The organism is Candidatus Cloacimonadota bacterium, assembly GCA_012516855.1.
Taxonomy (GTDB): domain Bacteria; phylum Cloacimonadota; class Cloacimonadia; order Cloacimonadales; family Cloacimonadaceae; genus Syntrophosphaera.
The window spans coordinates 1-24,433 of sequence record JAAYWB010000033.1 but is presented as its reverse complement, the minus strand read 5'-3'; the positions used below and the strand labels follow the sequence as shown (position 1 = coordinate 24,433).

27 protein-coding genes and 1 tRNA gene are annotated in these 24,433 nt (G+C 53.3%); 12 read left to right on the top strand and 16 right to left on the bottom strand.

Annotated elements, in window-relative coordinates:
* Window position 1: 1 nt before the first annotated feature.
* The 7 genes from GX466_02990 to rpsP all read right to left on the bottom strand — a co-directional run bounded on the left by GX466_02990 (window position 2) and on the right by rpsP (window position 3,197).
* The gene (locus tag GX466_02990) at window positions 2-469 is read right to left on the bottom strand and encodes a methylated-DNA--[protein]-cysteine S-methyltransferase (GenBank protein NLH93172.1); all 468 of its coding nucleotides are present in this window, start codon (window positions 467-469) and stop codon (window positions 2-4) included.
* Between the two features lie 88 nt (window positions 470-557).
* Entirely contained in the window at window positions 558-911 is a 354-nt protein-coding gene (gene rplS / locus GX466_02985) for a 50S ribosomal protein L19 (protein ID NLH93171.1), read from the bottom strand.
* Window positions 823-1,479 (bottom strand): RNA methyltransferase, encoded by a 657-nt coding sequence (locus GX466_02980; GenBank protein NLH93170.1) that lies wholly within the window; start codon window positions 1,477-1,479, stop codon window positions 823-825. The genes rplS and GX466_02980 overlap by 89 nt, the downstream gene beginning before the upstream one ends.
* Entirely contained in the window at window positions 1,476-2,159 is a 684-nt protein-coding gene (trmD, locus tag GX466_02975) for a tRNA (guanosine(37)-N1)-methyltransferase TrmD (protein ID NLH93169.1), read from the bottom strand. The genes GX466_02980 and trmD overlap by 4 nt, the downstream gene beginning before the upstream one ends.
* Window positions 2,156-2,665, bottom strand: a complete 510-nt coding sequence (locus GX466_02970) for a hypothetical protein (GenBank protein NLH93168.1) — start codon at window positions 2,663-2,665, stop codon at window positions 2,156-2,158. Before GX466_02970 ends, trmD begins: the two co-directional genes overlap by 4 nt.
* Complete coding sequence (locus GX466_02965; protein NLH93167.1) at window positions 2,666-2,896, bottom strand: KH domain-containing protein; 231 nt, start codon at window positions 2,894-2,896, stop codon at window positions 2,666-2,668.
* On the bottom strand, window positions 2,880-3,197 hold the full coding sequence (rpsP, locus tag GX466_02960) for a 30S ribosomal protein S16 (protein NLH93166.1): 318 nt from the start codon (window positions 3,195-3,197) through the stop codon (window positions 2,880-2,882). Before rpsP ends, GX466_02965 begins: the two co-directional genes overlap by 17 nt.
* A gap of 332 nt (window positions 3,198-3,529) precedes the next feature.
* Between rpsP and GX466_02955 the strand changes: the two genes are divergently transcribed.
* Together GX466_02955 and GX466_02950 are read left to right on the top strand one after the other, a co-directional pair.
* The gene (locus GX466_02955) at window positions 3,530-4,546 is read left to right on the top strand and encodes a sel1 repeat family protein (protein ID NLH93165.1); all 1,017 of its coding nucleotides are present in this window, start codon (window positions 3,530-3,532) and stop codon (window positions 4,544-4,546) included.
* Window positions 4,547-4,606: 60 nt separating this feature from the next.
* Window positions 4,607-4,879: a sel1 repeat family protein gene (locus GX466_02950; protein ID NLH93164.1), complete on the top strand. Its 273-nt coding sequence runs from the start codon at window positions 4,607-4,609 to the stop codon at window positions 4,877-4,879.
* Between the two features lie 156 nt (window positions 4,880-5,035).
* On the opposite strand, the gene GX466_02945 is transcribed toward GX466_02950, so the two are convergent.
* The 3 genes from GX466_02945 to GX466_02935 are packed head-to-tail and all read right to left on the bottom strand — an operon-like array spanning window position 5,036 to window position 7,283.
* Window positions 5,036-5,992 (bottom strand): D-alanine--D-alanine ligase, encoded by a 957-nt coding sequence (locus GX466_02945; protein ID NLH93163.1) that lies wholly within the window; start codon window positions 5,990-5,992, stop codon window positions 5,036-5,038.
* 33 nt (window positions 5,993-6,025) lie between these two features.
* Window positions 6,026-6,928, bottom strand: coding sequence for a hypothetical protein (locus GX466_02940; protein ID NLH93162.1), 903 nt, complete (start codon window positions 6,926-6,928; stop codon window positions 6,026-6,028).
* Window positions 6,921-7,283, bottom strand: coding sequence for a response regulator (locus GX466_02935; GenBank protein ID NLH93161.1), 363 nt, complete (start codon window positions 7,281-7,283; stop codon window positions 6,921-6,923). The genes GX466_02940 and GX466_02935 overlap by 8 nt, the downstream gene beginning before the upstream one ends.
* Window positions 7,284-7,510: 227 nt before the next feature.
* Between GX466_02935 and GX466_02930 the strand changes: the two genes are divergently transcribed.
* Both GX466_02930 and GX466_02925 read left to right on the top strand, forming a co-directional pair.
* Complete coding sequence (locus tag GX466_02930; GenBank protein ID NLH93160.1) at window positions 7,511-7,723, top strand: cold shock domain-containing protein; 213 nt, start codon at window positions 7,511-7,513, stop codon at window positions 7,721-7,723.
* Window positions 7,724-7,791: 68 nt separating this feature from the next.
* Entirely contained in the window at window positions 7,792-9,459 is a 1,668-nt protein-coding gene (locus tag GX466_02925; GenBank protein ID NLH93159.1) for a YgiQ family radical SAM protein, read from the top strand.
* 256 nt (window positions 9,460-9,715) lie between these two features.
* Here the strand turns inward: GX466_02925 and GX466_02920 are convergent.
* Window positions 9,716-9,793, bottom strand: a tRNA-Pro gene (locus tag GX466_02920).
* A gap of 152 nt (window positions 9,794-9,945) precedes the next feature.
* On the opposite strand from GX466_02920, the gene GX466_02915 reads away from it, so the two are divergent.
* From GX466_02915 to lpxK, 8 genes are all read left to right on the top strand, one after another.
* Window positions 9,946-11,856 (top strand): ABC-F family ATP-binding cassette domain-containing protein, encoded by a 1,911-nt coding sequence (locus GX466_02915; protein NLH93158.1) that lies wholly within the window; start codon window positions 9,946-9,948, stop codon window positions 11,854-11,856.
* Entirely contained in the window at window positions 11,846-12,823 is a 978-nt protein-coding gene (locus GX466_02910) for a 2-hydroxyacyl-CoA dehydratase (GenBank protein ID NLH93157.1), read from the top strand. The genes GX466_02915 and GX466_02910 overlap by 11 nt, the downstream gene beginning before the upstream one ends.
* Window positions 12,820-13,896, top strand: coding sequence for a tRNA 2-thiouridine(34) synthase MnmA (mnmA, locus tag GX466_02905; protein NLH93156.1), 1,077 nt, complete (start codon window positions 12,820-12,822; stop codon window positions 13,894-13,896). The genes GX466_02910 and mnmA overlap by 4 nt, the downstream gene beginning before the upstream one ends.
* Complete coding sequence (locus tag GX466_02900; protein NLH93155.1) at window positions 13,893-14,231, top strand: DUF3147 family protein; 339 nt, start codon at window positions 13,893-13,895, stop codon at window positions 14,229-14,231. The genes mnmA and GX466_02900 overlap by 4 nt, the downstream gene beginning before the upstream one ends.
* A 138-nt stretch (window positions 14,232-14,369) precedes the next feature.
* Window positions 14,370-15,317, top strand: coding sequence for a hypothetical protein (locus tag GX466_02895; protein ID NLH93154.1), 948 nt, complete (start codon window positions 14,370-14,372; stop codon window positions 15,315-15,317).
* A 3-nt stretch (window positions 15,318-15,320) separates the two neighbouring features.
* Window positions 15,321-16,196 carry a phosphoribosylaminoimidazolesuccinocarboxamide synthase gene (locus GX466_02890; protein ID NLH93153.1) on the top strand — a complete coding sequence of 292 codons (876 nt, stop codon included), beginning with the start codon at window positions 15,321-15,323 and terminating at the stop codon, window positions 16,194-16,196.
* A gap of 3 nt (window positions 16,197-16,199) precedes the next feature.
* Window positions 16,200-16,580 (top strand): response regulator, encoded by a 381-nt coding sequence (locus tag GX466_02885; protein ID NLH93152.1) that lies wholly within the window; start codon window positions 16,200-16,202, stop codon window positions 16,578-16,580.
* Window positions 16,581-17,648, top strand: a complete 1,068-nt coding sequence (gene lpxK, locus GX466_02880; protein ID NLH93151.1) for a tetraacyldisaccharide 4'-kinase — start codon at window positions 16,581-16,583, stop codon at window positions 17,646-17,648.
* A gap of 279 nt (window positions 17,649-17,927) precedes the next feature.
* Here the strand turns inward: lpxK and GX466_02875 are convergent, their stop codons facing one another.
* The 5 genes from GX466_02875 to hrcA all read right to left on the bottom strand — a co-directional run bounded on the left by GX466_02875 (window position 17,928) and on the right by hrcA (window position 23,595).
* A complete protein-coding gene (locus GX466_02875) occupies window positions 17,928-18,653 on the bottom strand; it encodes a 16S rRNA (uracil(1498)-N(3))-methyltransferase (GenBank protein NLH93150.1) in 726 nt (241 codons plus the stop codon).
* A gap of 13 nt (window positions 18,654-18,666) precedes the next feature.
* Complete coding sequence (gene dnaJ, locus GX466_02870; protein ID NLH93149.1) at window positions 18,667-19,824, bottom strand: molecular chaperone DnaJ; 1,158 nt, start codon at window positions 19,822-19,824, stop codon at window positions 18,667-18,669.
* Between the two features lie 69 nt (window positions 19,825-19,893).
* On the bottom strand, window positions 19,894-21,843 hold the full coding sequence (gene dnaK / locus GX466_02865; GenBank protein ID NLH93148.1) for a molecular chaperone DnaK: 1,950 nt from the start codon (window positions 21,841-21,843) through the stop codon (window positions 19,894-19,896).
* Window positions 21,844-21,865: 22 nt separating this feature from the next.
* Window positions 21,866-22,408 (bottom strand): nucleotide exchange factor GrpE, encoded by a 543-nt coding sequence (locus tag GX466_02860; protein ID NLH93147.1) that lies wholly within the window; start codon window positions 22,406-22,408, stop codon window positions 21,866-21,868.
* Between the two features lie 140 nt (window positions 22,409-22,548).
* Window positions 22,549-23,595, bottom strand: a complete 1,047-nt coding sequence (gene hrcA, locus GX466_02855) for a heat-inducible transcription repressor HrcA (GenBank protein ID NLH93146.1) — start codon at window positions 23,593-23,595, stop codon at window positions 22,549-22,551.
* Window positions 23,596-24,433 lie beyond the last annotated feature (838 nt).

The window sequence follows — 24,433 nt, the reverse complement described above, 5'->3', positions numbered from 1 at the left end:
TCTACTCCAAATGCCTGCGCTCCAGTTCCAGCAGGCGCCGTTTGATTTCAATGCCTCCAGCATAGCCGGTAAGAGAGCCGTTCGAGCCTACCAACCGGTGGCAGGGAATCACGATGGGCAGGGGATTCTTATTTGCGGCCTGCCCCACCGCCCTACAAGCGCGGGGGCGACCGATCCGCTCAGCGAGTTGCTTGTAGCTACGGGTTTCGCCATAGGGGATTTCCAAAAGCGCGTTCCAAACTTCCTGTTGAAACTTCGTGCCAATGGGTTCAAGCTCCAGCTTGAAAGCCTTGCCATTTCCATTCAGATAGGCCAGCAACTGCTGGCAGGCTTTGGCTATTTCTGGCTCCAGGGCTTCTGCTGCCTTGCCTTTCTCCACAAAAAGCAGCTTGCGGAGTTTTCCTCGCTCCATAACCAGTTCAAGGCCCCAGTCCTCCCAATCCACATAGCCAACTTGCTGTTCGGCCATTCCTTACCTCGGTTGTTTATGTTGCCAAAAAAACGAGAGCCCCTTTCTCTGAAGTGAGTCTGGGGCTCTGAGGGATAGTGTTTCGCAATTAGGCAGTGAAACGTCTGCGCTCTTTGATGCGGCCCGCTTTGCCTTTGGCATGGCGCAAGTAAAAGAGTTTGGCCCTGCGCACCTGGCCATAGCGGACTATTTCAAGCTTATCGATGTTCGGCGAATTCTGCGGGAAAATACGCTCCACGGCAACGCCGTTCGATATCTTTCTAACGGTGAAGGATTTGGAGATTCCCGATCCGCGTTTCTGGATCACGATTCCCTGGAACACCTGGATGCGTTCCTTCGCGCCTTCTTTGATTTTATAATGGACCTTCACAGTATCGCCGGGGCGATACTCGGGAAAGTCGGTTCTGATTTGGTCTCTGCCAACTGTGTGCAGAATATCCATGGTTCCTCCCATATATGTACTCGGAAGAAAGGCGGTCCAACACGACGCTCACGGCACTACGGACGGACAGATGATTGTAGTCCCCCGGGCCTGTAACCGGCTCGAGGACGTGGTCCGCCGCTTGATGAACTTCATCGCATAATCCATAACCGGTGCCAAATATGAGCAAAACCGGCCTGTCATTTAGGGTGAGAGTTTTCAGATGTCCAAAGGATATCTGGTCTCGCAGCTTCCGCGCTGTCGTGGTAACGATGAGCGGACGCTTTTCTTCCTGCGTTGTTATCTCGTTTATCAACATATCGATCGAATCGCTGGGGCGAATCCGGGCCAGGACCTGGCTGCGCTGCGGATTATAGGGCAATCCCTGATCCTGCCAGAAGTTTCTGATGCTGTTGAGCAGTTCCTGCTGGCGGGGGTCGGCATGAACAATATAATAAGCTTTAACGCCGTAGGTTTCAGCCGCCCGGGCAATGTCATGGATGTCCAGGTTGCTGATGGAAGTGGTCACGGTCTCACCGGCTTTGTTCAGCACTGGATGATGCGTCAGGGCAATATAAAGGACGCTCATTTGCCCCGCTTCAGATCAGGACGTCTCACCCGGGTGAACCGCTTTGCGCTTTCGTTGGCCCAAGCTTGAATCTTGGCGTGATTGCCTTCACGCAGCACCGGAGGGACGCTCTGCCCCATCCAATTCACCGGCCGAGTGTAACAGGAAAAACCAAGTTCATCGCTGCTCGCGCTGAAGGAATCGCTGGTGGCGGATAAGATGTCTCCCAAAACACCGGGCAAGAGTCTCGCAACGCCGTCGATGAAAGCCAGGGCGGGAATCTCGCCACCCGAAAGGACGTAGTCTCCAATGGAGATTTCATCGCAAACAGCCAGGTCGCGCAGTCGCTGGTCAGTTTCCTTGTAGTGTCCGCAAAGCAAGATAACGCGTGGCAGGCCGGCATAGTATTCCAGCACCGCCTGATCGAGTTTGCGCCCCTGAGGGGTGAAATACACAACCGGGGCCCAGCTTTCCTTGACCAGTTCAGTGATCGCCTGATACACCGGTTCGGCGCGAAGCACCATGCCGGCGAATCCGCCAAAAGCATAGTCGTCCACCTGATTGTGCTTGTTTCCGCTATAGGTGCGGAAATCGGTGAACTCCACCTCCAAAGCTTTCATGGCTCTGGCGCGGGCGATCATGCTGCTTTCCAGAACGCTGGCAAAAGCTTCCGGAAAAAGGGTGAGGACGTTTATCTTCATGTGGTGCTGGTCGCCAAAAGGCTCTCGGCATTGATCAAAACGACCACTCCGGGATTGGGAATTACCTCGCCGACAAAATGGTCAACCTGCGGGATGAGTATCTCCGTCCCGTCGGGAGCGGTAACCACCAGTACATATTGCGCGTTATTGTGGAAATAGTCCGTCACCTTGCCGACTTCGCGGTCCTGAAAAACCACAGTGTAGCCCAGAAGTTCATCCGGTTCGTCGGATTCTTCTTCCTCTGGAGGTAGCGCCAGGATCACCTCGCGGTGAAGCTTTCGTTCCCTGTCTATTCCGTCCTCAGCAAATCTCAATCGCAGCTTACGATCGGATATGTCTCTATCACTAATAGTTACGAAAAACACTCTATCGCTGTTAAAGATCAGAAATATTTCTTCGGTTTCAGTCAGAATCTTGCGGTAATGCGGTTTCACCATCACCTGGAAGAAACCGTCCGCGTCCATTCCGCCTAAACGGCCGACGGCTGTCAGGTCCGAAACCTTCATCTACTCGATGATTTCGAGCTCGGCTCTCTTCCCCTGCTTGGTGCTGACGGCGTTGATGATGGTGCGCATGGCGCCAGCGGTGCGGCCTCTTTTGCCGATCACCTTGCCAATATCGGTCTTGGAAACACGAAGCTCGTAAAGAGTTATCTTGTCGCCTTGAATCTCTGTGATGTTGACTTCGCTTGGATCGTCAACCAGTGCCTTGACCATGAACTCAATCAGTTCCTTCATTTCTTACCTCTTGTGTGTTTTCTGCTGCTTTTCTGCTTTCTATTTTCTGCTCGTGCCGGATCTGCAGGATGCCAGCCTTGCGCAGCAGCGAACGCACGGTGTCGCTAGGTTGCGCGCCGACTCCAAGCCAATACAGGGCGCGATCTTTTTCGATCTGGATTTTGGAAGGGTTGGGTTTGGGGTCATACCAGCCAATGCTCTCTATGTACTTGCCGTCGCGGCTCACACGGGAGTCAATTGCAACAATCCGGTAAAAGGGCTGGTCGTTCGCTCCCATCCTTCTCAGTCTCAACTTGACCATTATTTCTCCTTGCTATTATCAATAAGATGAGTCTATTTTGCGCCAACATTTTTGTAAGTCCTATTTTCGTCAAGGGATTTCTCGCTGTGGAAAACGCAATTTTTACTTGACATTATTGCCCGGCTTGAATAAAAGAAGACCCATGGCATGAGAGGTGTCAATTGCGTACTTTACTGATCATCGCTGTGTGTCTTGTGTGCGTTGCAGCCACAGACGGACTTTACAATAATCCGGCACTTGAAGCCGCTGAATCAGCCAAACAGCTTTTTGAACAGGCATTGTCGCTGTATCAGGATGACGGGGCGGAGCAGGATCCAGCTCTGGCGGTGAAGTTGTTCCGTCTGGCCAAAGACGGTGGTGTAGACGAGGCACAGTATTATTTGGGGCTTTGTTACCTCCAGGGCTGGGGTGTCGGCAAAGATGAAAAGCAGGCGTTTCGCAGGTTTCATCTTGCTGCTGTTGCCGGTGTACCAAAGGCGATGACGGCTCTCGCAGATCTATATCTGGAAGGCGTTGGAACACAAGCCGATGCAGATATTGCCTTAAAGTGGTACATAAAAGCTGTTGCCGCCGGTGAATCCAGAGCGCTTGGCATCATCGGGGTAAGATTGCTGGAACAGGATAACCCTGATGTTGGCAGGGCACTAAAATACCTGCGCCAAGCTGCCTCGGAAGGTGATTCCAGGGCTCAGAACGCCATCGGCAGATGCTACAAAGAGGGAATTGGCTTCAAACCAGATTTGGCGAAGGCGATAAAGTGGTTCATCCGTTCTGCGGAACAGGGTCATCCGCCCGCCTTGGTGAATCTCGAGAACTGCTACATGAATGGCGAGGGAGTACTGAAAAACGAGGATGAAGCTTCCCGCCTGTACGCTCTCGCTGCGGAGCAAAACTACAGCTGGGGGCAGTTCAAATTGGCTGGGTGTTATGCCACGGGCCGGGGCATATACAGGAATTTGCCAGAAGCCATGCGTCTTTATCGCCTTGCGGCGGAACAGAATCTGCCCGAGGCTTGCTATAACTTGGGATACTATCTCCAAAGAACCGAAGCGGGGATCACGGCAAACTTGAAGGAAGCCGAGCTATGGTTTGGCCGGGCCGCGGAATTGAATTTCGCGCCTGGTCAGTTTGCCCTGGCTTTTTATAAATACCACGGCACAGGTATCGGTGTCAATCGCATTGAAGCCTTTCGTAACTTCAAACTGGCCGCGGAACAAGGCCACGCAGAGGCTCAGGGCTATCTCGGCCTGATGTATCTGAAAGGGCAAGGCACCTGGCCGAATCCAAAGGAAGCTGTCAGATGGCTGTCTTCAGGAGCGGCGGCGGGTTCCAAGGAAGCGCAGTATTGACTGGGCACCCTGTATGAAAGCGGAAAAACGGTGTCCATGGATCAGGAGCGCGCTTTCAACATGTTCCGGCTTTCCGCTTTGCAAGACCATTCGGAATCCCAGAACAAACTCGGGGAGTGCTATCTCTACGGCTGCGGGGTGGAGCGTGACAGTCTGGAAGCCTATTACTGGTTCATGCTCTCAAGTTCGTTCGGCAGCGTTGACGGATATACCAACAGGATCAAACTTATGCAGGAACTCTCGCAGGAACAGATAGACCTGGTCAACAGCCGGGCGGATGTCTGGCTTGAAGAACGTGGCATGTGGGTGCATACCTCCTATTTCAACAAATGAGGTTATCCCGGATTTCGGGTTCACCCAGGTTCGTTCTTAGCCCTCGCTGATGTTTCCCTGTATTGCCTCCCGCCAAATGCCCGCATAAAATGCGGGAATCATGCGGGGGCATGCTAGATGGGAACTAGCAGGGGTTAAGGAGGGACGGATGGTTTCTTATGTCGCTTCTGTGTTATCTTGATCCAAAGCCAGGTGGGCTATCTTGTCCACCAGGTCCACAAAGCTGATCCCCACGGCCTTGGCTGCCATCGGGGTCAGGCTGAGCGTCGTCATCCCGGGGAGGGTGTTCACTTCCAGGAAATACGGTTTTTCTCCGTCATAGCGAAAGTCTATCCGCGCGTAGCCCCGCAAGCCGAAAACCTGCCACAGCCGTACAGCGTATGTCTGCATCAATTGGGCCACTGATTCTTCGATTGGGGCTGGGGCCAGATACTCAGTGCGTCCGGCGTTGTATTTGTTGTCATAATCATACCAGCCACTCAGTGGCTTGATCTCAACCAAAGGCAGGGCCTGGCCGTCAATCACGGTAGCCGTAAGCTCGCGGCCTGGGATGAAGCGCTCCAAAAGCGCGCTGGAGCTGTATTTAAGGGCATGCTGAGATGCTTCCCGAAGCTGCTCTACACGCTCCACTTTGCTGATGCCGACCGAAGAGCCGCCATCGTTCGGCTTTACGATCAGGGGTAGCCCCAGCTTGTCCACTATGCCCTGAAGGTCGCGGGGATCATTATAATCGCCCAATTGGTCACCGCGAAGCAGCACCCAGTCAGCAACAGGCACCCCCTCCTCCCTGGCCATCAGTTTTGACACGTATTTGTCCATGGTGAGGGCGCAAGCCTGGAACCCCGACCCCGTGTAGCGCAATCCAGCGAGGTCCAGAGCGGCTTGCAACTGCCCGTTTTCACCAGAACCGCCGTGCAAACCAAGAAAGACGAGCTCGGTTTCCAATTCCTGCATCCGCTCGATCATTTGGCCCAAGGTTGAAAAATCAGCCGGATCAAGTTCCGTGACCTCATAACCATTTACTCTCAGCCCCTCCGCGACCGCCGCTCCACTCAACAGCGAAATCTTCCGCTCGGAAGAGTCGCCGCCTTTCAAAACTGTTATTCTTTCCATGTTTCCTCTGTTTGTCAGCTTATATAAACCGCCTCAGCGCACTATCTTGAAGAACATCTCCAAATCAAGACCCAGAGCTGCTTTGAACCTTGCCACATCAGGATAGTTCGCGCCGCAGAAATCCAGGCAGGCAAACCTATCCTTGAGCATCTCCACCAACAGCAGGCTGTGCAAGGTGCTCGCCCCACTTTTAAAGCTACTGGGAAGGGTGCTGCGCATGATGGAATAGCCGCGCTGGTCGTTTATGCCGCCTAACACTATGTTGGTGCTGACAATGCGGTCCTGCTCCATCAGGTTGAACTGAGCCAACAGGCCATCCCGGTGCAACCGCTCCATCCAAGTCTGCAAGGCTTTGTAGGACAATCCCAAGCTCTTTTCTTTGCGGTCGTAGAGGTCCTTGATCAAAGTGATGAATTCCTCCGGACGGAATTCCTCCACCAGCTTGTAATCGTGTTTCCTGGCGGAACGCAGTTTCTCGCGTTCGTCTCTCAGCATTTTCATTTCTTTGGCGCTGTTGTAGGAGAAAGTGTAATAGGGTAAGACTTTCAATCCCTGCCAGGTGAATCCGCGGACGTCATAATTGTGCGGCGACAGGTTGAATTGCATCCGCTTATAGCGGGATTTCAGCCACTTCGCCACTTCCGTGGTTACCTTGAGTTCGTCCAGCAGATTGCGGTTCTGCTCACGCTCCGGTTCCCAGAAAAACCACAAACCCTGATAGTAAGAACTCATGGGACAGATCAGCCGCCTCAGGCCCAGGCTCTTTTTTTCATATAGCGGCAGCACCGCGACCAGTTGTTCGCCTTTGTGACAAAGCAATTGCAGCGCTTCCAGCTGATGCAGTTCCTGAACCGCCAGCATAAAGCGCGAATCAATCCAGATGGGGGGAGACGGCAAAGCCTGGTCGGAAGGAGCGCGGAGACTTATGTCATACATATGAGTGCTTTTTCAGGATGTTGATCAGTTCCTCAAGTTGGAAGGGCTTGAGGATATAATCGGTGAAACCTTCCTCCATCGCCCCGGAAACTGTTTTCACGCCAGAATAGCCAGTCATGATCAGACAAAACACGTTCGGATAGGCCTGACGAACCTCACGCATCAGTCTAATCCCGCTGGCTTGCCTGTGGCCGTGGTCGATCAGGGCCAGCCCATATTGTTCTTTTTGCAAATGCTCCTCCGCCTCCTTGCGGTTCTTGGCGATGTCCACAACATATCCTCTTGAGCGCAAAAAGTCGCCTATGACTTCTCGCAGAAGCCGGTCGTCGTCAACCAGCAGGATTCTTGTGTTCATTTCACCGCCTTGGCTTGGGTTGATTTTTCCACACCGCGTCCTGCCCTTTTCAAGCAATTGTCGGAGTGGTGTTTTTAGTCTGACTTGCATTTTCAGAAATCCCCACAAAAATGTCAACTAAAATAATCCAGACCCATCTGCTTTTCCCCTTGTTCTGAATTTCATTTTTATATTGACTGAATTCGGACTATATTATTAGTGGAATCACAAATACTGATGAGGTACCAATGAGAGGAAAAGTCAAGTGGTTTAACAAGAATAAAGGTTACGGCTTTATTATTACCGAAGACAACAAAGAATACTTCGTGCACTGGAAGTCCATCGTCACAAATTCCCCCAGGGAGTTGAAAGTGCTCGAACAGGACGAGATCGTCACTTTCGATTTGATGGAAACAGACAAAGGCACCCAAGCTATCAATATTATCAGGATTTCCGGCTGAAATCCAGCCAGATCCATGTTCTGATCAGGGGCGGAAGCACGTTGCTTTTGTCCCTGTTTTTTTGACCTATGCCATTTCTGCCCACGAACCTGAAGGAAGCCCAAACCCGCGGCTGGAGCGAACTTGACGTTATAATCGTCACCGGGGACGCCTATGTGGACCATCCCAGCTTCGGAGCTGCCATCATTGGCCGACACCTGGAAGCAGCCGGGTTCCGCGTGGGAATCATTCCACAGCCTGATCCCGCCAGGGACGGGGATTTTACCGTTTTGGGAGAGCCCCGCCTGTTTTTCGGCATCACGGCTGGAAACATGGATTCCATGGTCTGCAACTACACGGCCCAGCGCAAAAAACGCAATGAGGACGCCTACAGCCCCGGCGGCAGGGCGGGTTTGCGTCCGGACCGTGCTTCCTTGATCTATGCGAACGTCCTGAAGCGGCTCTACAAAAAGGTTCCGCTGGTATTGGGAGGCATCGAGGCCTCGTTGCGCAGATTGGCCCATTACGATTTCTGGCAGAACAAAGTGCGGGGCAGCCTGCTGGCCGATACCAAAGCCTCCCTTCTGGTTTACGGGATGGCGGAAAATGCGGTTGTAGAGATAGCCCGGTCTTTTCGGGAAGGCAAACAGGCAAACGAACTGACCGAACTCCCCGGGACCGTGGCTTTCAGTCCGGAACCACCTTCCGAGGATGATCTGGTGCTGCCTGACAACCTCGTCTGCGCTGACAAACTCACCTTTCACCGCATGACCCACCTCTTCGAGGAAAACCAGCATACCAGAACCCTTTTCCAGTTGAACGGCGGCCGCTGGCTGCGGCATAATCCTCCAGCGAAAACGCTTTCGCGAAATGACATGGACGCGCTCTACGCCCTGCCTTTCGAGCATGCCCCCCATCCGCGATACGGCCAGCAAAAGATTCCGGCCTTCGAACAAATCAGGGATTCGCTCACCTCTCACCGGGGCTGTTACGGTGGCTGCAATTTCTGCGCCATTTCTTCACATCAGGGTCGGGCCATCCAGTCCCGGTCGGCAGATTCCATCGTTAACGAAGCCAAAAGCCTCTCCACTCGCCGCAAGAAAGCCATAACCATCACCGATGTGGGCGGCCCCACTGCCAACATGTATGCCTCGAGCTGTGAACTGGGCTGGCCGGAAAGCTGCAAACGCGCATCCTGCCTCTATCCGAAGATTTGCCCCCGGCTCAAGCCAGACCATCAGGAGCAGCTTCGTCTGCTGGAAAAGCTGGAGCATCTGCCCCAGGTTAATCACGTTTTCATCGCTTCCGGAATCAGGCACGACCTGGCTTTACGAAGCCCCGACTACATCTCATCCCTGGCCACAAAACACACCGGAGGACGTCTAAAGCTTGCCCCCGAGCACAGTGTGCCGGGTGTTCTGCGTCTGATGGGAAAGCCTGATGTCAGCAGCTTTGAAGAGTTTTCCCGCGAGTTTCTCCATGCCTGCAAACAAGCCGGCCTCAAGCGCCAAATCATCCCCTACATCATCATCGGCCATCCCGGCACCACAATCCAGGACGCTCTGGAACTCCGCAAATGGCTGATCCGGAACCGCCTGAAGGTGGAACAGGTGCAGGAATTCACCCCAACGCCAATGACGATCAGCACCTGCATGTATTACACGGGACTGGATTATTACACCGGCAAACCCATCCACGTGCCGAAACCTTCAGAGATCAGGCGCCAAAAAGAACTCGCCCTCTGGCATTTGAATTGATATCCTCCCCGACCCTTTCACTCATCGGAGCCTCTGCATTCATCAAAAGCCTCGCTCCAAGCTGATTTCAGCTTTTGTTGGCTGTTTATTCGCCCTTTGCCCTATCCCACTCACAACCCATTCACTTCCCGCTAACTTCCCGTTTGAAGTGCGGGAACTCAGCGGGAGGCGAAAAAGAGGTGGACTGGAAGGGGCAAAGGAAGGGTAAACCACCGGGAAAAACAAAACCCGGGCTTCCACCCGGGTCTGATAGTGTTGGTCGGGATGACAGGATTTGAACCTGCGACCACTTGAACCCCATTCAAGTACGCTAGCCGGACTGCGCTACATCCCGGACCGTGGAACCTAAAAAAAACATACCCCGTTTTTGACAAGCAAAATTTGTATTTGACATCCCGGCCCCTTTGGAAAGGATGGTCTATTCGTTAGCGCAAGTGTGCATTGAAGCCGCAAGCGCCAAGTTTCAGAAAGGAAGATGAAGATACAGTGAGTTTGATCCGTGCGCGTGATTTGTCGCTGGAGTTTGGCGGCAATTACATCCTGGACCAGGTGGACTGCAGTTTGGAGCAGAACAGCCGGGTGGGGCTGATCGGGGCCAACGGTTCCGGTAAGACGACCCTCATCCGCTTGTTTCTTGGCTTACTGCAGCCAAGTTCCGGAGAGGTTTTGCGCGCCAGGAACTGCCGCGTGGCCTGGCTGCCGCAAGATTTCAAGCTCGAACCGGACATCACACTGCTGGAGCATGTTCGCGCCTCCCGAGCCGACCTGATTTCCCTGGGAGATGAGATAGACCGCCTCTCCCGGGAACTTGCTGCCACCCACAGCGCGGAGACCGAAGCCCGGCTGAATCTTTGCGTGGAGCGCTACACCAGCTTGGGCGGCTACGAGTTTGAAAACGAGCTTAAATATGTACTCACCTCGCTTAACCTGCCGCCGGATATTTGGAACAAGCGCTGCGGAGATTTCAGCGGCGGCGAGCAAACCCGTATCTGCCTGGCCGCCATCCTGTTGCTGGAGCACGAGTTGCTTATTCTGGACGAGCCCACTAACCACCTCGACCTGGCGATGATGGCCTGGCTGGAAAGATATCTGCTGAAGCAGGCCAAACCCTTTCTGATCGTATCACACGACCGCCAGTTCCTGGATAACACCGTGAGCAGCATCTGGTGCCTGCGCGAAGGCCAGATATCTATTACCAAGGGTAATTACAGCTCTTTCAAGGCCGCTGACGAAATCGCCTGCCTCAGCCAGGAACGCCAGTATGAGCGCCAGCAAAAGTTCATCGCGGAAACCCAAGCCTACATCCAGAAATTCATCGCCGGAACCCGCACCAGTTCAGCCCGTTCGCGCCAAAAGATGCTTGAGCGGATGGAAATAGTGAAAAAGCCGGGCCAGCAGAAGCAACTGCGACTGCCCGTGGCGGCCGGAAAACGTAGCGGCAATGACGTTTACACCCTCACCAACCTCTGTTTCGGCATCCCGCCGGAGCTCGAGCTTGCCCGGGAGCTTGACCTCAAAGCCCATTACCGTGATCGTATCTGTGTTATAGGACCAAACGGATGCGGTAAAACCACCCTTTTGAACATCCTTCTCGGGGAACACGAGATCATGGGCGGCAGCCTCAAAACCGGTGCCAGCCTCGATATTGGCTATTACGACCAGCATCAGGTATTGCTGGATGACAGCCTCACCGTGATGGAAACCATCTGGCAGCTTGTGCCTCAGGCACCGCAGGGCTATGTTCTGGGCTGGCTGGCGCGCTTCGGCTTCCGCGGCGACAATGTGGATAAAAAGGTTCACGTGCTTAGTGGCGGCGAGCGTTCCAGGCTTTACCTCTGCCAGATGATCCACGAAAATCCCAATCTGATGATACTTGACGAACCCACCAACCATCTTGATATTGACATGACCGACGCCCTGCTGGAAGCGCTGAAAGCCTTTTCCGGTACAATCATCTTCGTTTCCCACGACCGCTGGTTCCTCAGCCAACTGGCCACCAAGTTCTGGGTTTTCCGGAAGAAAACCTCACCAGAAGGAATCTACACTACCGTGGAGGAACCCGACTGCGACTGGCAGAGAGCGATCGAGCTGTCTTTCGAGGAACCGGAACTGACCAAGGCCCCTCCCCCACCCCGTGAGCGCAAAAAGAAGGTAAATCCCTGGTATCTGGAGCAGATACATCTGAGTATTGAACAGGGCGGGCAACGCCTCGGAGAACTGCAGAACGAGCTTGAATCTATCCACGCAGAGCTTTCGCGCTCGGAAACTTATGCGGAACCGGGACGCCTTAGCACCCTGCAAACGCGGATGGCTGAGCTCGAAAGCGAGATCGGGACCTTGGAAAACCAGATAGACGAATGGGAAGAGCAGTATCTGCGGCAAAGCTATGAACAATAAGCGGATAGGCTTCACCACCTCATTCCCCGTTGAAGTGGTTTTCGCGGCGGGGCACACTCCGGTTGACCTCAACAACATATTTGTGGAGGGTGATTCAGCTACGCACGTCCGCAACGCTGAGCTGAAAGGCTTTCCGCGCACAATCTGTGCCTGGATAAAGGGTAATTACGACGCTGCCCTCAGCGCTGACCTTGATGAAGTTGTCGGCATTGTGCAGGGAGATTGCTCAAACGGCGCTTCGCTAAGCGCGATGCTGGCAGAAGCAGGATTGCCGGTCTGGCATTTTTCCTTTCCGCTGGAGCGCACCTGGGAAGCGTTGGATGCCGAGATAATCAAACTGGAAGCGCATTTCGAAGTTAGCAGGGATGAGGTGATGAAGGTGAAAAGACGCCTGGATGCCATCCGCGCCAAGCTTAAAACGCTGGATGAATGGACCTGGCGCGAACGCCTTGTGACCGGCAAGGAAAACCATATCTGGCTGGTGAATTCGTCTGATTTTTGGGGCGATCCTGATCGCTTCGAAGAAGAGCTCGATTCCTTTCTGCGCGAGGCCGCCAACCGCGATCCCATACCCTCCGGGCTGCGCTGTGCCTATCTTGGCGTGCCTCCCATATACCGTGATATCTATGACAGCATCGTTCAACAGGGCGCGGATGTGCTCTACAATGAGGTGCAGCGCCAGTTCGCGATGCCATCTCTATTGCCGGACATCGTGGACCAATACCTCGCTTACACCTATCCCTACAGCGTTTTCGAGCGTCTGGAGGATATCCTGCCCCAGCTCAGCCAGCGCCGCATCGACGTGGTGATTAGCTACACCCAGTCTTTTTGCCATCTGCAGATCGACAACATTCTGCTAAAAAAGCACATCGACCTGCCCTTCCTCACTCTCGAAGGCGATCAGCCGGAAGCGCTGGATAACAGGACTCTGCTGCGTTTGGAGAGTTTTTTCGAGGTGCACGGATGAAGCGGGTTCTGCTGGCCATGAGCGGTGGTATCGATTCCGCTGTGAGCGCCGTTTTGCTTCAGGAACAAGGTTTCGAAGTGATGGGTGCCACGATGCGTCTGCGTAATTCTGATGGTGACCCCTACGGTGTGAGCAGCGGCTGTTTTGGCCCCCAGGAACCGCAAAACCGGCAAATACTGGAACGGGTGGGGAAAAAACTCGGCATCCAGATCCTGACAATTGACCTGAGCAAGCAGTTCGAAAACGAGGTCCTGGAATATTACCGCTCCAACTATTTAGAAGGAAGGACACCCAATCCATGTGTGGTCTGCAATTCCCGGCTGAAATTTGGCCTGCTGCCCAAAATGCTGAGGGACAAAGGCATGAAATTCGACCTTTTTGCCACCGGACACTATGCCAGAACCCGCTTCTGTGAACAATCCGGGCGCTGGCAACTGCTCAAAGGCAGCGATTCCTTCAAAGACCAGTCCTATTTCCTTTGCCTGCTTACACAGGCACATCTTGCCACCACGCTTTTCCCCCTGGGCGAACTCACCAAAGCCAGGGTGAGGGAAATTGCCCGTCTGCACAGCTTGGATTTTCTGCTCAGCAAAGCCGAAAGCCAAGATTTCCTGAGCGAGGAGGACCATCCCCGCCTTTTCAAATCGGCTAAAATCGAGCCGGGAGAAATGGTCGATCCCCTCGGCAAAGTTGTGGGAAATCATCGCGGCTTGATACATTACACTATCGGCCAACGCAGGCATCTGGGCCTTAGTGGAATGTCCGAACCCTGGTATGTGATTGGACTTGATAATAAGCGAAACCGGGTGAAAGTAGGTCCCCAAAGCTTTCTATACAAAGACCGCCTCACGACAACCAAGGTAAACTGGGTTTCAATCCAGCCCACCAGCGCTGAAACCCGCGCCGAAATAAAGATCCGACTGGGCCATAACCCCGCTCCCGGCACACTCCGAATCCTGGCAAACGGCTCTGTCGAGGCGGTGTTCGATACCCCGCAAATGTCAATAACCTCGGGGCAATACGCTGTTTTTTACGATGGAGACATCCTTTTGGGAGGAGGTACCATAGCCTGATGTATTATGTGATTAAAGTCCTTGTTTCTGCCGCCCTGATCGTGCTGGTCAGCGAGATTTCCAAACGCAGCACTATCTTGGGAGCGGTGCTGGCCTCCATCCCGTTGGTTTCTTTCCTCGCCATCCTCTGGATATACCTTGAAACCAAGGACACGGCAAGGATCGCGACTCTTTCCACGGAAATCTTCTGGCTGGTGCTTCCCTCGCTGGTCTTTTTCATCCTCTTCCCGGTTCTGCTGAAGCGCGCTATGAATTTTTATCTCGCCTTTGCCATCTCCACGCTGGTGATGGTGGGCTGCTATTTCATAACGCATTGGTTGATAAAGCTGAAATGAAGTCGGGAACGGCCTTACAGTACTGATGATGGCGTCCTGACGGGCGTGGTTTAATGACGGAAAGAAGCAGGGATAAACGATGTCCAAACCCGCTCGAATATCTATTGACACAATCTGCACAGGCAAAACGATGGGCATATGATTAGTATAAAATGGGATAAAAATCGCTGTCCAAATAACATTGAACTGCCTTCGGGCTGGGTTTTTTACACCTTCCGGCAAGGCGACGAGCCTTTGTGGTGTGGCATCACACCCAATGTGGCACAGCGTTTGAAGGTCATCCGCCAGAAAGCGGAAAACGACTCCCGCTATGGGGAAAATTCCTCTGCCGCGGATACTTTGCGGATAGAAAGCTATCCGCGGGCGATCGACGCCCTAATCCGCTTCAAAGTCTTTCTAAGCAAGCAACAGCCCCGTTTCCAGCATGCCATGCGGACCAGCCGTGACTATGTATATCTTGCCCTCGATGCCCGCCGCTTCCCCTTTGTCTGCGTAAAAGAGGACACAAATGACGACTGGACATATCTGGGGCCATGGCGCGGACGCTTTTTCCTTACCGATGTGATAGACAGCTTCGCGCGCATCCTGAAGCTACCCAACTGCGAAACTGACAGCCATCCCTGCGAGAAGCTGGAAAGCGGCGCCTGCCAGGGCTGGTGCCAGGCCTTCGCGGAGGATCTTAGCGAAGACCAGAAACCTGATCTGGAAAAGCTCGAGATCCTTCTGCGCGAAACATATCTGCATCCCCAAAACGGCATTCTGGAGATGATCTCAAAAGAACGCGACCGCTATTTCGATGATCTCGAATTTGCCAAGGCGGACCTGCTGGATGACGAGATCGAAAAACTGACCCAATACCGCGACTGGCTCAATTTTCTTTACGTGACCAAGTCTTTGAATTATAATGAAGAGAAATTCGGTGTGATGAACGGCCTTATGAGCTGGTGTCTGTATGAAGGGGTGAGCTACGAATTCGCCAAAGCACCGGTCTCCTATCGGGACAACGAGCTGCTGGCGATCAACCTAATCGACACCGATGAAGCAAGATTGCTCTATGAATATCATGTTAAACATCGTAAAGGATAGTCTATGTACAAACAAATAGATGAGTTGGATATTGTATTTAGCAGCCATCAGGGCAAAGTTCGGGATATTCACGACCTTGGCGACAAACTGCTGATCGTCACCAGCGACCGCATTTCCGCCTTCGATGTGGTTTTCCCCGATCCGCTTCCCGGCAAGGGAGTGATCCTCAATCAGATCGCGGCGCACATCTTCAGAACTACCGCGAACATCGTTCCCAACCATTTCATCACCGACAAAATCGAGGACTATCCGCCTGAACTGAGGCCTTTTAAGAGTTATCTTGAGGGACGCAGCATGTTGGTGAAAAGGCTGCGCGTCATCCCCGTGGAATGCATCGTGCGCGGCTACATCAGCGGCTCTGCCTGGAGCGAATATCAGCAGTCGCGCAGCATTGGCGGCATGGCCATAGAAGAAGATTTGCGCGAAAGCCAGAAATTCGCCCAACCGCTTTTCACTCCATCAACCAAGGCCTCAACCGGCCACGACGTGAACATCAGCTTCGAGCAGATGAAACAGCACATGGATCCTGCCATTGCCGATTACATCAAGGAAAAATCCCTCGAACTATACAAATGGGCACACGCGAAGCTGCTGGATAAAGGCATCGTATTGGCCGACACCAAATTCGAATTCGGAGCCCTCGGCAGCGATATAATCCTCGCCGATGAAGCCCTTACCCCTGATTCCTCGCGCTTTTGGGACCTTTCGCTGTATGAGGTTGGGCATAGTCCTGCCAGCTTTGATAAGCAGATCGTGCGCGATTACCTCATCAGCACAGGTTGGGACAAACAACCGCCCGCGCCGTGCCTGCCGGAAGAAATTGTGCATAAAGCACTTGAGAAATACCGGCAAATCCGAGACCTAATCGTTGGAGATTGATCCATGCCCAAAAGAATATGCATAGTGGATGACGAAGAAAGCATAATCGCTGGTCTGAAACAGGAATTGGAGACGCTCCGCCCCGCCTGGAAAGTGGTGGGGTTCAACAGCGGTTTGAACGCCATCAGAGAGATCATCAGCGGCGGTATTGACCTCGTTATCACAGATATAGCCATGCCGGACATGGACGGCTACGAGCTTTTCTGGCGTATAAAAGACCACGATCCCAGCCTGCCCGTGATCATGATGACGGGCTTCGGCTACGACCCCAACCACGTGCTGGTGCGGGCCAAAACCGACGGCCTGCAGGATATTCTGTTCAAACCGTTCGACATCGACAAACTGATAGCGTTGATCGAAAGCAAACTTGAACCGGAAGGTTGATTGACGGATTTCGCAGACCGGCACCTTAAACGCCCCTCACCGCTCAGCGACCTTCTCAGTCCCCTTGGCCGGATCAACTCCCTTTTACAGACACAGCGCCGTAAGCGGCTTTCCAACAATGCCTGGCGTCCACATTGCAAGGTGATAAGCATCGGTAACATCGTGTGCGGAGGCAGCGGAAAAACACCTTTCACCATCTATCTTGCCGCCCTTATGCAAGCTTCCGGATACAGGGTCGGAGTTTCGCACAGAGGCTATAAGGGCGGACTGGAAAAATCCGCTCCCACGCTGATTTCAGGCAGGGATGGCTTACTGCATGAAGTTGAAGCTGCGGGCGACGAAGCTCTGCTCATCGCCAGCCGTCTGCCCGGCATCCCCGTGGTGGTGGGAAAACACCGTGTGGCAGCAGTTTCCCTGTTGCTGGCTAAGTATCCCGATCTTGACGCGGTGCTTCTGGACGACGCGTTTCAGCACCTCAGCATCGCCCGCGACCTAGATGTAGTCTGCTTCGACGCGGACACCGGCTGCGGCAACGGAAGGGTTCTGCCAGCAGGATATTTGCGCGAACCTCTCTCTGCCCTCAACTTCGCTTCCCTGATCGTTGTCAACCACAAACACCCTTACCGCGAAACAGAAGCTGGTAGTGACTTTTGGGCTGAATTTCGCCAACCCTTGCTCCACTGCAGGCTGCAACCGCGGGATGTGGTCACGGCAGATAGCAAAGCGATAGAAATCTGCAGTTTAAGGAGGAAAAAGCTGCTGCTGATAAGCGGAATAGCAAATCCCGACTCGTTTGAAGCAACTCTGAAAGCAGCAGGGCTAAGCCGGCTGCACCACTTCCGGTTTGCCGACCACCACGCTTTCACAAACAAAGCAGAGATCAGGCGAATGGCTTGCCTGGCCAGAAAATACGGAGCCGAAACGCTGCTTTGCACAGAAAAGGATCTGGCGAAACTGGCGCGGCACGGGGAATTGAGGGATATGCTGCTGGCATTGAGGATGGATCTCGTTTGCGAGGACGAAGAGGCATTGATGGAGTTGCTAAAGCTTAAAGTTCCTCTTTTATAAGATATAGATAACGCCATGGGTATGAATGTGTTAATTGGTGTTAGAAGTAACCGGGAAGAAGCAATGCCGTCTGGCCATGAAGGCCTTGCCCCGTGTCCCTGAAGCGCCTCCCGCATGATGCCCGCATTTGATGCGAGTATTTTGCGCGGGGCGTGAGAGGGGAGTGAATTCGGGCGCTAAGGACGCAACTGGCAGGATATTGCTGTGGGGAAAGTAGCTTTTACTCTCTATGAAATAGGTTTCTCTTACAAAGGCTCTCTTTCAAACGCCCACAAGGGGCTATTGATCCAGATTATTGGCAAAGGCTTGCCACTGAGCCGCGACCACGATGCCAGCCGTTTCCGCCCGCGTGATAAGATCCCCCAAGGTGATCTCTGTCAAACCCTCCATCAGCTTGAATTCCGCCTCGCTCCATCCACCTTCCGGTCCGATCAGGAAACATGGCCGTCCCACCTCTTCCTCCGTCAAATGATGCAACCATCTATCCGGTTTGCGTTCCGAGCAGAGGATGGGAGTATAACCGGCTTCGCGAATGGTTTCCAAAGCGGTTTCGAGCTTTTGCGGATGACGTATCTCAGGCAGCCAGGGATTGTCGCATTGCTTGGCGGCGGCAAGGCTGATCCTGCCAAAACGGGTTATGGTATTGTCAATGGCCTGGTGTATCGAATGCTCCGTGATGAGAGGAACCAAAGCCGATACGCCAAGTTCGGTGCATTTTTCCACCAGCAGCTCATCGTTTCGGTTCCTGAGGAGGGCGAAAGCTATCGCGAAGGGATGCCTCCGCTCTTCTGGGAATTTTATCTCCGTGAGCCTCAACAGGACCGAGTGCGCCTCCAGTTTTTCCACCTTTGCGGTGGCGAGAGTGCCTTTGCCCGAATTAAGCAGCAAAATATCTTTTAGGCGGCGTTTGGCCACCCGTGCCAAATGATGGAATTCCTCGCCTTCGAGCCTTACAAGACTATCTGCTTGCAGCCTTTCCAGACCGGGATAATAAACAGACGGCATCGCGCTACTCTGATTATGTGAAGAAATCCTTCAGCTTTTCCTTGAAGGTCTTGCCGGGCTTGAGTTCGCGCTTCTTGTTGAGATCAGCGAGACGTTTGTAAAGCTCTGTTTCCTCGCGTGATAGCCGGCTGGGAGTATGGACGTTTATCCGCACGATGAGGTCACCGCGGGAATCGCTGTAAAGGCCCTGGATGCCTTCCCCCTTGAGACGGAATTCCCTTCCGCTCTGGGTTCCAGCGGGAACTTTCATCCTGGCTTTGCCGGTGATGGTGGGCACGATGATTTCGTCTCCCAGCACAGCCTGCGTGAAATGCACAGGAAACTCGAGGACCACATTGTTGCCGTGGCGCTCGAAAAGATCGTCCTGCCTTTCGTTTACCTGCACCAGCAAATCGCCATGGGGGCCGTTGCGCGGGCCGATATGGCCCTGACCGCGCACACGCAGGATTTGTCCTTCCTCCATGCCGCCGGGAATCTTGACCTTGATTTCTTTCGTCTTGGCCATTCGGCCTTCGCCGTAGCATTTGGAGCATTTATTGCGGATGATCTTGCCTTCCCCGCGGCAGGAAGGACATTCGGAGACCGTCTGCATCTGTCCGAACAGCGATTGGCGCACTGTTCGCACCTGACCAGTGCCGCGGCATTGGGTGCAGGTTTCGGTGTTTCCATCCGCGCTGCCGCTGCCGTTGCAGGCGTCGCAAGCTGTTTTGGCGTTGATCTTTACGGTCTTTTCGGTGCCGAGGGCGATTTCTTTCAGACTAAGTGAGAGCTCGATGCGCAAATCGCTGCCCTTGTTGGAGCGCGACGACTGCCCTCCACTTCTTCCAAAACCTCCGCCAAAGATGGTGTCGAAGATGGAGCCGAAGCTCCCACCGCCAAAGAGGTCGCTGATGTCTTCAAAGCGGCTGAAATTTTCCCAGTTGAAGCCGCCGCTGCCAAACTGTTGATCGATGCCAGCGTGCCCATACTGATCGTAAATCTGGCGCTTATCCTTGTCGGAAAGGACCTCGTAGGCTTCGGAGGCTTCCTTGAACTTCTCCTCCGCTTCCTTGTTGTCCGGATTCTTGTCAGGATGGAACTGCATCGCCAGTTTGCGATACGCTTTTTTGATCTCGGCTTCATCTGCCGTCTTGGGCACGCCCAAAACTTCGTAATAATCTCGTTTCGCCACTTTTACTCCTCTGCTCGCGAATAAGGTGAGGCCCCGGCGAAAGATATTCCCCGCCGGGACCTTTCATATTTATTTATCATCCACAACTTCGAAATCGGCGTCGATTGGGCCTTCAGATTGTTGCGCTTCTTCGGCAGGCGCTTCTCCCTGGAAACCCTGTTGGTCAAAGCCGGAGGTGTTTGGTCCTTCCGTGCCTTGCTGCTGCTGCGCCTGAGCGTAGATGATCTCGCCGAGGCGCTGCGCTTTCTGTGCCAGGTTCTGCTTGATTGATTCGATTTCGGAAGCCTCAGTTGCTTTTTCCATACCCTCTTTGGCGTTCTTCAGCTCTGCTTCGAGCTCGCTCTTCTCACTTTCGCTCAGCTTGTCGCCATATTCGCGCAGGCTTTTTTCAGTGCCGAAAATGAGGCCGTCGAGCTCATTGCGCGCGGAGATGAATTCCTGTCGCTTCTTGTCTTCCTCAGCGTGCATTTCCGCTTCTTTGATCATGCGGTCGATGTCATCCTTGCTCATGTCACCGGCGCGGTCGATGTGGATGGACTGCTCTTTGCCAGTGCCCATGTCCTTGGCAGAAACGTGCAGGATGCCGTTGGCGTCAATATCAAAGGTGACTTCGATCTGCGGAATCCCGCGGGGGGCGGCAGGAATGCCGACAAGGTCGAAACGGCCAAGGGACTTGTTATCTTGCGCCATGGGACGCTCACCTTGCAGCACATGGATGGTGACGGCTGTCTGGTTGTCCGCGGCGGTGGAAAACACCTGGCTTTTTTTCGTGGGGATGGTGGTGTTGCGCGGAATGAGTGACGTCATCACGCTGCCGAGGGTCTCGATTCCCAGGGTGAGGGGCGTAACGTCGAGCAGCAGCACATCGCTAACCTTTTCGTCGCCGGAAAGGATGGCGCCCTGGATGGCGGCACCGATGGCCACCACTTCGTCGGGGTTGAGGCTGCGGTTCGGCTTTTTGCCAAAGAATTTCTCCACCGCTTCCTGCACTGCGGGGATGCGTGTGCTTCCGCCCACGAGCAGCACTTCATTGATATCAGAGGCGCTCACCTTGGCATCCGCCAGGGCTTGTTTGCAGGGTCCGAGCGTACGCTGGACAAGGTTTTCCGTGAGACGGTTGAATTCAGCCAGGCTGAGGTCGATGCTCAGATGCTTGGGGCCGGTGGCGTCGGCAGTGATGAAGGGCAGGTTTATGTTGGTTGTTTGCGTGCCCGAAAGCTCGATTTTGGCTTTTTCAGCGGCTTCGCGCAGGCGCTGCATCGCAATCGGATCCTTGGAAAGGTCGATGCCTTCCAGTTTCTTGAACTGATCCAGCATCCAGTCGATGACGCATTTGTCAAAGTCGTCTCCGCCAAGATGGGTGTCTCCCTTGGTGGAGAGCACTTCAACCACTCCCTGCGATATGTCGAGGATTGAGATGTCGAAGGTGCCGCCGCCAAAGTCGTAAACGGCCACTTTCTGCTCTTTTTTGTTTTCCATGCCATAAGCCAAAGCCGCGGCCGTGGGCTCGTTGATGATGCGCTTCACGTCCAGCCCGGCGATCTTGCCGGCGTCTTTGGTGGCCTGGCGCTGGTCGTCATTGAAATAAGCGGGAACGGTGATCACGGCTTCCGTTACGCTCTGTCCCAGATAGACTTCCGCGGTCTCCTTCATCTTCGCGAGCACCATCGCGGAGATTTCCTGCGGGGTGTAATCCTTGTTGTCGGTGTCGATATGCACAGCCGCCTGGCCTTTGAGGCCGGACTTCACTTTGAACGGCACCTGCTTCATTTCGGAGCCGACTTCGCTGAAAGAGCGGCCCATGAAGCGTTTGATCGAAAACACCGTGTTGATGGGGTTGGTGACAGCCTGACGCTTGGCCAGTTGGCCAACAAGACGCTGTCCGTCCTTAGTGAAACCTACCACCGAAGGGGTGGTGCGACCACCTTCAGCGTTGGTGATTACGACGGGTTTGCCACCTTCTACAACTGCTACGCAGGAGTTGGTGGTACCCAGATCTATTCCGATTATTTTTCCCATTTCTTATTCCTCCATGGTACTTTTATTTAATTTCAATGTTTATGCTATCGGAACCGTTGCCGCTGGAAGGCTTATCCTCCGCGGGCGGCTCGGTTTCTGCCTGATTGGCTTCATGTTTGCCTGAAGATACGGCCACGCGCACAGGGCGCAGCACCTTGTCGTGCATGGTGTAGCCATTTTGGATGACAGCGGCCACAAGGTTGGCCTCATATTCGCTGGGAATGTGTGCCAAAGCCTCATGCAGCGCGGGATCGAACTCCTTTCCGAGGGCATCGATCCTGCACACGCCTTCCTTGCCAAGGACACCGCGCAATTGCTGTTCGATCTGCGTTACGCCCTTCACGAAGGCGTCTTCGCGCGCAGCTTCCTCAACCTGGTTCAGGGCGCGCTCGAAGTTGTCCATCACGTCGCAAATCTCCAAAGCCAGTTTCTGCGTGGCCAGCTTGATCCAATCGCTCTTTTCGGCAATGCTGCGGCGGCGGTAGTTCTCAAATTCCGCCATGCTGCGCAGGTATTTGTCCTTCAGTTCCTGATTCTCCTGTTCCAGTTCAGCCATTCGCTTCATCAGGTCCGGCTCGTCTTGCGTTTCGTCATTGGCGTTGGCTGCCAATTCTTCCGAAGCTTTTTCGGCTGCCTGTTCTTCCTGAAATGCCTTCTTTTCAAAGTCTTCGTTAAGTTTATCTTTTTTCTTTTTCACATCTTCTCCTATTTGGCCACCATCATGCCTTTTCTGGTGGTTTCAGTGATGGTTTGCGTGATGTCGCGGATCAGCGGGACGAGCTTTCGGTATTGGGTGCGCAGAGGAGCCACAACACCGAGGTAGCCTGGAATCCCGAACACCTCATAGCGGCCGTAGATGAGGCAAAACTCCGTCCATTCCGGAACGTTGAAATCCTCTCCCATCAGCACGTTCACCGCTTTACCTCTGTCTTTGCTGCGCATCAGGTTGATAACGAGGTCCTGCCGCTGGATGAAATTCATAAAGCTGAGTATGTTGCGTTTGTTGTCAAATTCAGGCTGCTCGAGAAACTTGACGCTGCCGTCGTAGTTGATGTAGAAATCGCTGATGTCCACGAAAGCTTTGTGCAGCTCGCGCAGGAAGGTACTCACCATGGGGTTGTCGCGGTACATGTTTTCACGCATTTCCACCAGCACACGGTTGGCTATATCGTAGATGCGGAGACCGGCCAGTTCGTCATTCAGATAGCGCACCAGCTTTTTAAGCTGCGCTTTCGTGAATTCCTGTTCGATCTTCATCACCACGGTTTTGTCCAGCCCCGAATCGAGGCTCATCACGAAGATGTATTTGCTGTTGCCGATGGGAAAGACTTCCAGCTTGGCAAGATAGCCGCCGGAAACTTCCGGCTCGGCCACAAAGCTCAGCTGGTCGGTCTCCTGTGCCAGCATCAGCATGATGTAATGCAGCGCCAGCGGGGTATCCTTGTAATGCTTGATCAGCAACTCGCGCAGCAGCTCCATATTCTGGAAGCGCACGTTTTCGTGCTCCGCTTCAATGAGCCGAAGGTAATTGCGATAGCCCATGATGGTGGGCACGCGTCCAGCGGAAGTGTGTGGCTGGCGGATCAGATCTGCCTGCTCCAGTTTCATCAGGTCGAGGCGCAGCGTGGCCGAACTCACTTCAGTGAGATACTTTTCATTCAGAACACGAGATGACACAGGCTCGTTGCTGTTGATGTATTCATCAACCAGCGCGACCAATGCGGTATTGAGTCTGATCTGATTTTTCTTCACGTTTCGGCTGTCACTCCCTTGTATTTATTAGCACTCGCTCGGGCAATCTGCTAATCTAAGGACAAAGTAATCGAAAGCGGGAAATTGTCAATCGAAAAGTGAGACTGCTAAAATCGCCCTAACAGACCTGGCCGATCATCTACGCCTGACCTGAATCAAAACAAGCCCTCCAAGCCTCTCTGTAAACTTCAAAAGAGCTTTGCGCATAATTTTCAGAATATGGAATAAATACATAATCCCGGATCAACAGATGTGAAAATAAGCCATGGAAGATTGGTGAGCCCACTCTGCCGAAAACCCATGCCACGCTATGTCTGAAATCAACAAGGAACGAGTATCGATTACAGCAATGAATGAGTGTTCCATAATATCCTATGGTCTTTTATCTTTGCATCGCTGAACGCAAAGTTACACGAGGAAACATCGGTACATGCGCTCAGTTTCTCTAAATACGAAAGAACTCGAGGCAAAATAGTTCTTGACAAGAATAACGCAAGCATAAAAATATGCGTGTAGGTCTTGGAATGAATCAAGGATACCATTGAGCCGGGATTGCTTCCTACCAAAGAACGCAGAAGAAGATAAATGTCGTGTGTTGAAAAACACATTCATTAGGGGAATAGATGATAGAGACAGATTTTTTCTGCTCATTTGTAGTTCATGAACCACAACAAGGATGCGTTTTCTTAGCCTGTCCCTGTCTGGCAAGATGGCGCGCAATTCTGTCATGTTTATTTACCCATAACTTGCTGGAGGAACGATGGGAAAGTTACGATTTGCGATTCTCCTGATCCTGCCGCTCATGCCCCTGAGCCTCATTTATGCAGTCAACGATATG

Bases quoted from the DNA above. Each gene is read 5' to 3' on its own strand.
- GX466_02990 (NLH93172.1), bottom strand. From the start codon at position 469: ATGGCCGAACAGCAAGTTGGCTATGTGGATTGGGAGGACTGGGGCCTT.
- rplS (NLH93171.1), bottom strand. From the start codon at position 911: ATGGATATTCTGCACACAGTTGGCAGAGACCAAATCAGAACCGACTTT.
- GX466_02980 (NLH93170.1), bottom strand. From the start codon at position 1,479: ATGAGCGTCCTTTATATTGCCCTGACGCATCATCCAGTGCTGAACAAA.
- trmD (NLH93169.1), bottom strand. From the start codon at position 2,159: ATGAAGATAAACGTCCTCACCCTTTTTCCGGAAGCTTTTGCCAGCGTT.
- GX466_02970 (NLH93168.1), bottom strand. From the start codon at position 2,665: ATGAAGGTTTCGGACCTGACAGCCGTCGGCCGTTTAGGCGGAATGGAC.
- GX466_02965 (NLH93167.1), bottom strand. From the start codon at position 2,896: ATGAAGGAACTGATTGAGTTCATGGTCAAGGCACTGGTTGACGATCCA.
- rpsP (NLH93166.1), bottom strand. From the start codon at position 3,197: ATGGTCAAGTTGAGACTGAGAAGGATGGGAGCGAACGACCAGCCCTTT.
- GX466_02950 (NLH93164.1), top strand. From the start codon at position 4,607: ATGTTCCGGCTTTCCGCTTTGCAAGACCATTCGGAATCCCAGAACAAA.
- GX466_02945 (NLH93163.1), bottom strand. From the start codon at position 5,992: ATGGAAAGAATAACAGTTTTGAAAGGCGGCGACTCTTCCGAGCGGAAG.
- GX466_02940 (NLH93162.1), bottom strand. From the start codon at position 6,928: ATGTATGACATAAGTCTCCGCGCTCCTTCCGACCAGGCTTTGCCGTCT.
- GX466_02935 (NLH93161.1), bottom strand. From the start codon at position 7,283: ATGAACACAAGAATCCTGCTGGTTGACGACGACCGGCTTCTGCGAGAA.
- GX466_02930 (NLH93160.1), top strand. From the start codon at position 7,511: ATGAGAGGAAAAGTCAAGTGGTTTAACAAGAATAAAGGTTACGGCTTT.
- GX466_02925 (NLH93159.1), top strand. From the start codon at position 7,792: ATGCCATTTCTGCCCACGAACCTGAAGGAAGCCCAAACCCGCGGCTGG.
- GX466_02910 (NLH93157.1), top strand. From the start codon at position 11,846: ATGAACAATAAGCGGATAGGCTTCACCACCTCATTCCCCGTTGAAGTG.
- mnmA (NLH93156.1), top strand. From the start codon at position 12,820: ATGAAGCGGGTTCTGCTGGCCATGAGCGGTGGTATCGATTCCGCTGTG.
- GX466_02895 (NLH93154.1), top strand. From the start codon at position 14,370: ATGATTAGTATAAAATGGGATAAAAATCGCTGTCCAAATAACATTGAA.
- GX466_02890 (NLH93153.1), top strand. From the start codon at position 15,321: ATGTACAAACAAATAGATGAGTTGGATATTGTATTTAGCAGCCATCAG.
- GX466_02885 (NLH93152.1), top strand. From the start codon at position 16,200: ATGCCCAAAAGAATATGCATAGTGGATGACGAAGAAAGCATAATCGCT.
- GX466_02875 (NLH93150.1), bottom strand. From the start codon at position 18,653: ATGCCGTCTGTTTATTATCCCGGTCTGGAAAGGCTGCAAGCAGATAGT.
- dnaK (NLH93148.1), bottom strand. From the start codon at position 21,843: ATGGGAAAAATAATCGGAATAGATCTGGGTACCACCAACTCCTGCGTA.
- GX466_02860 (NLH93147.1), bottom strand. From the start codon at position 22,408: ATGAAGCGAATGGCTGAACTGGAACAGGAGAATCAGGAACTGAAGGAC.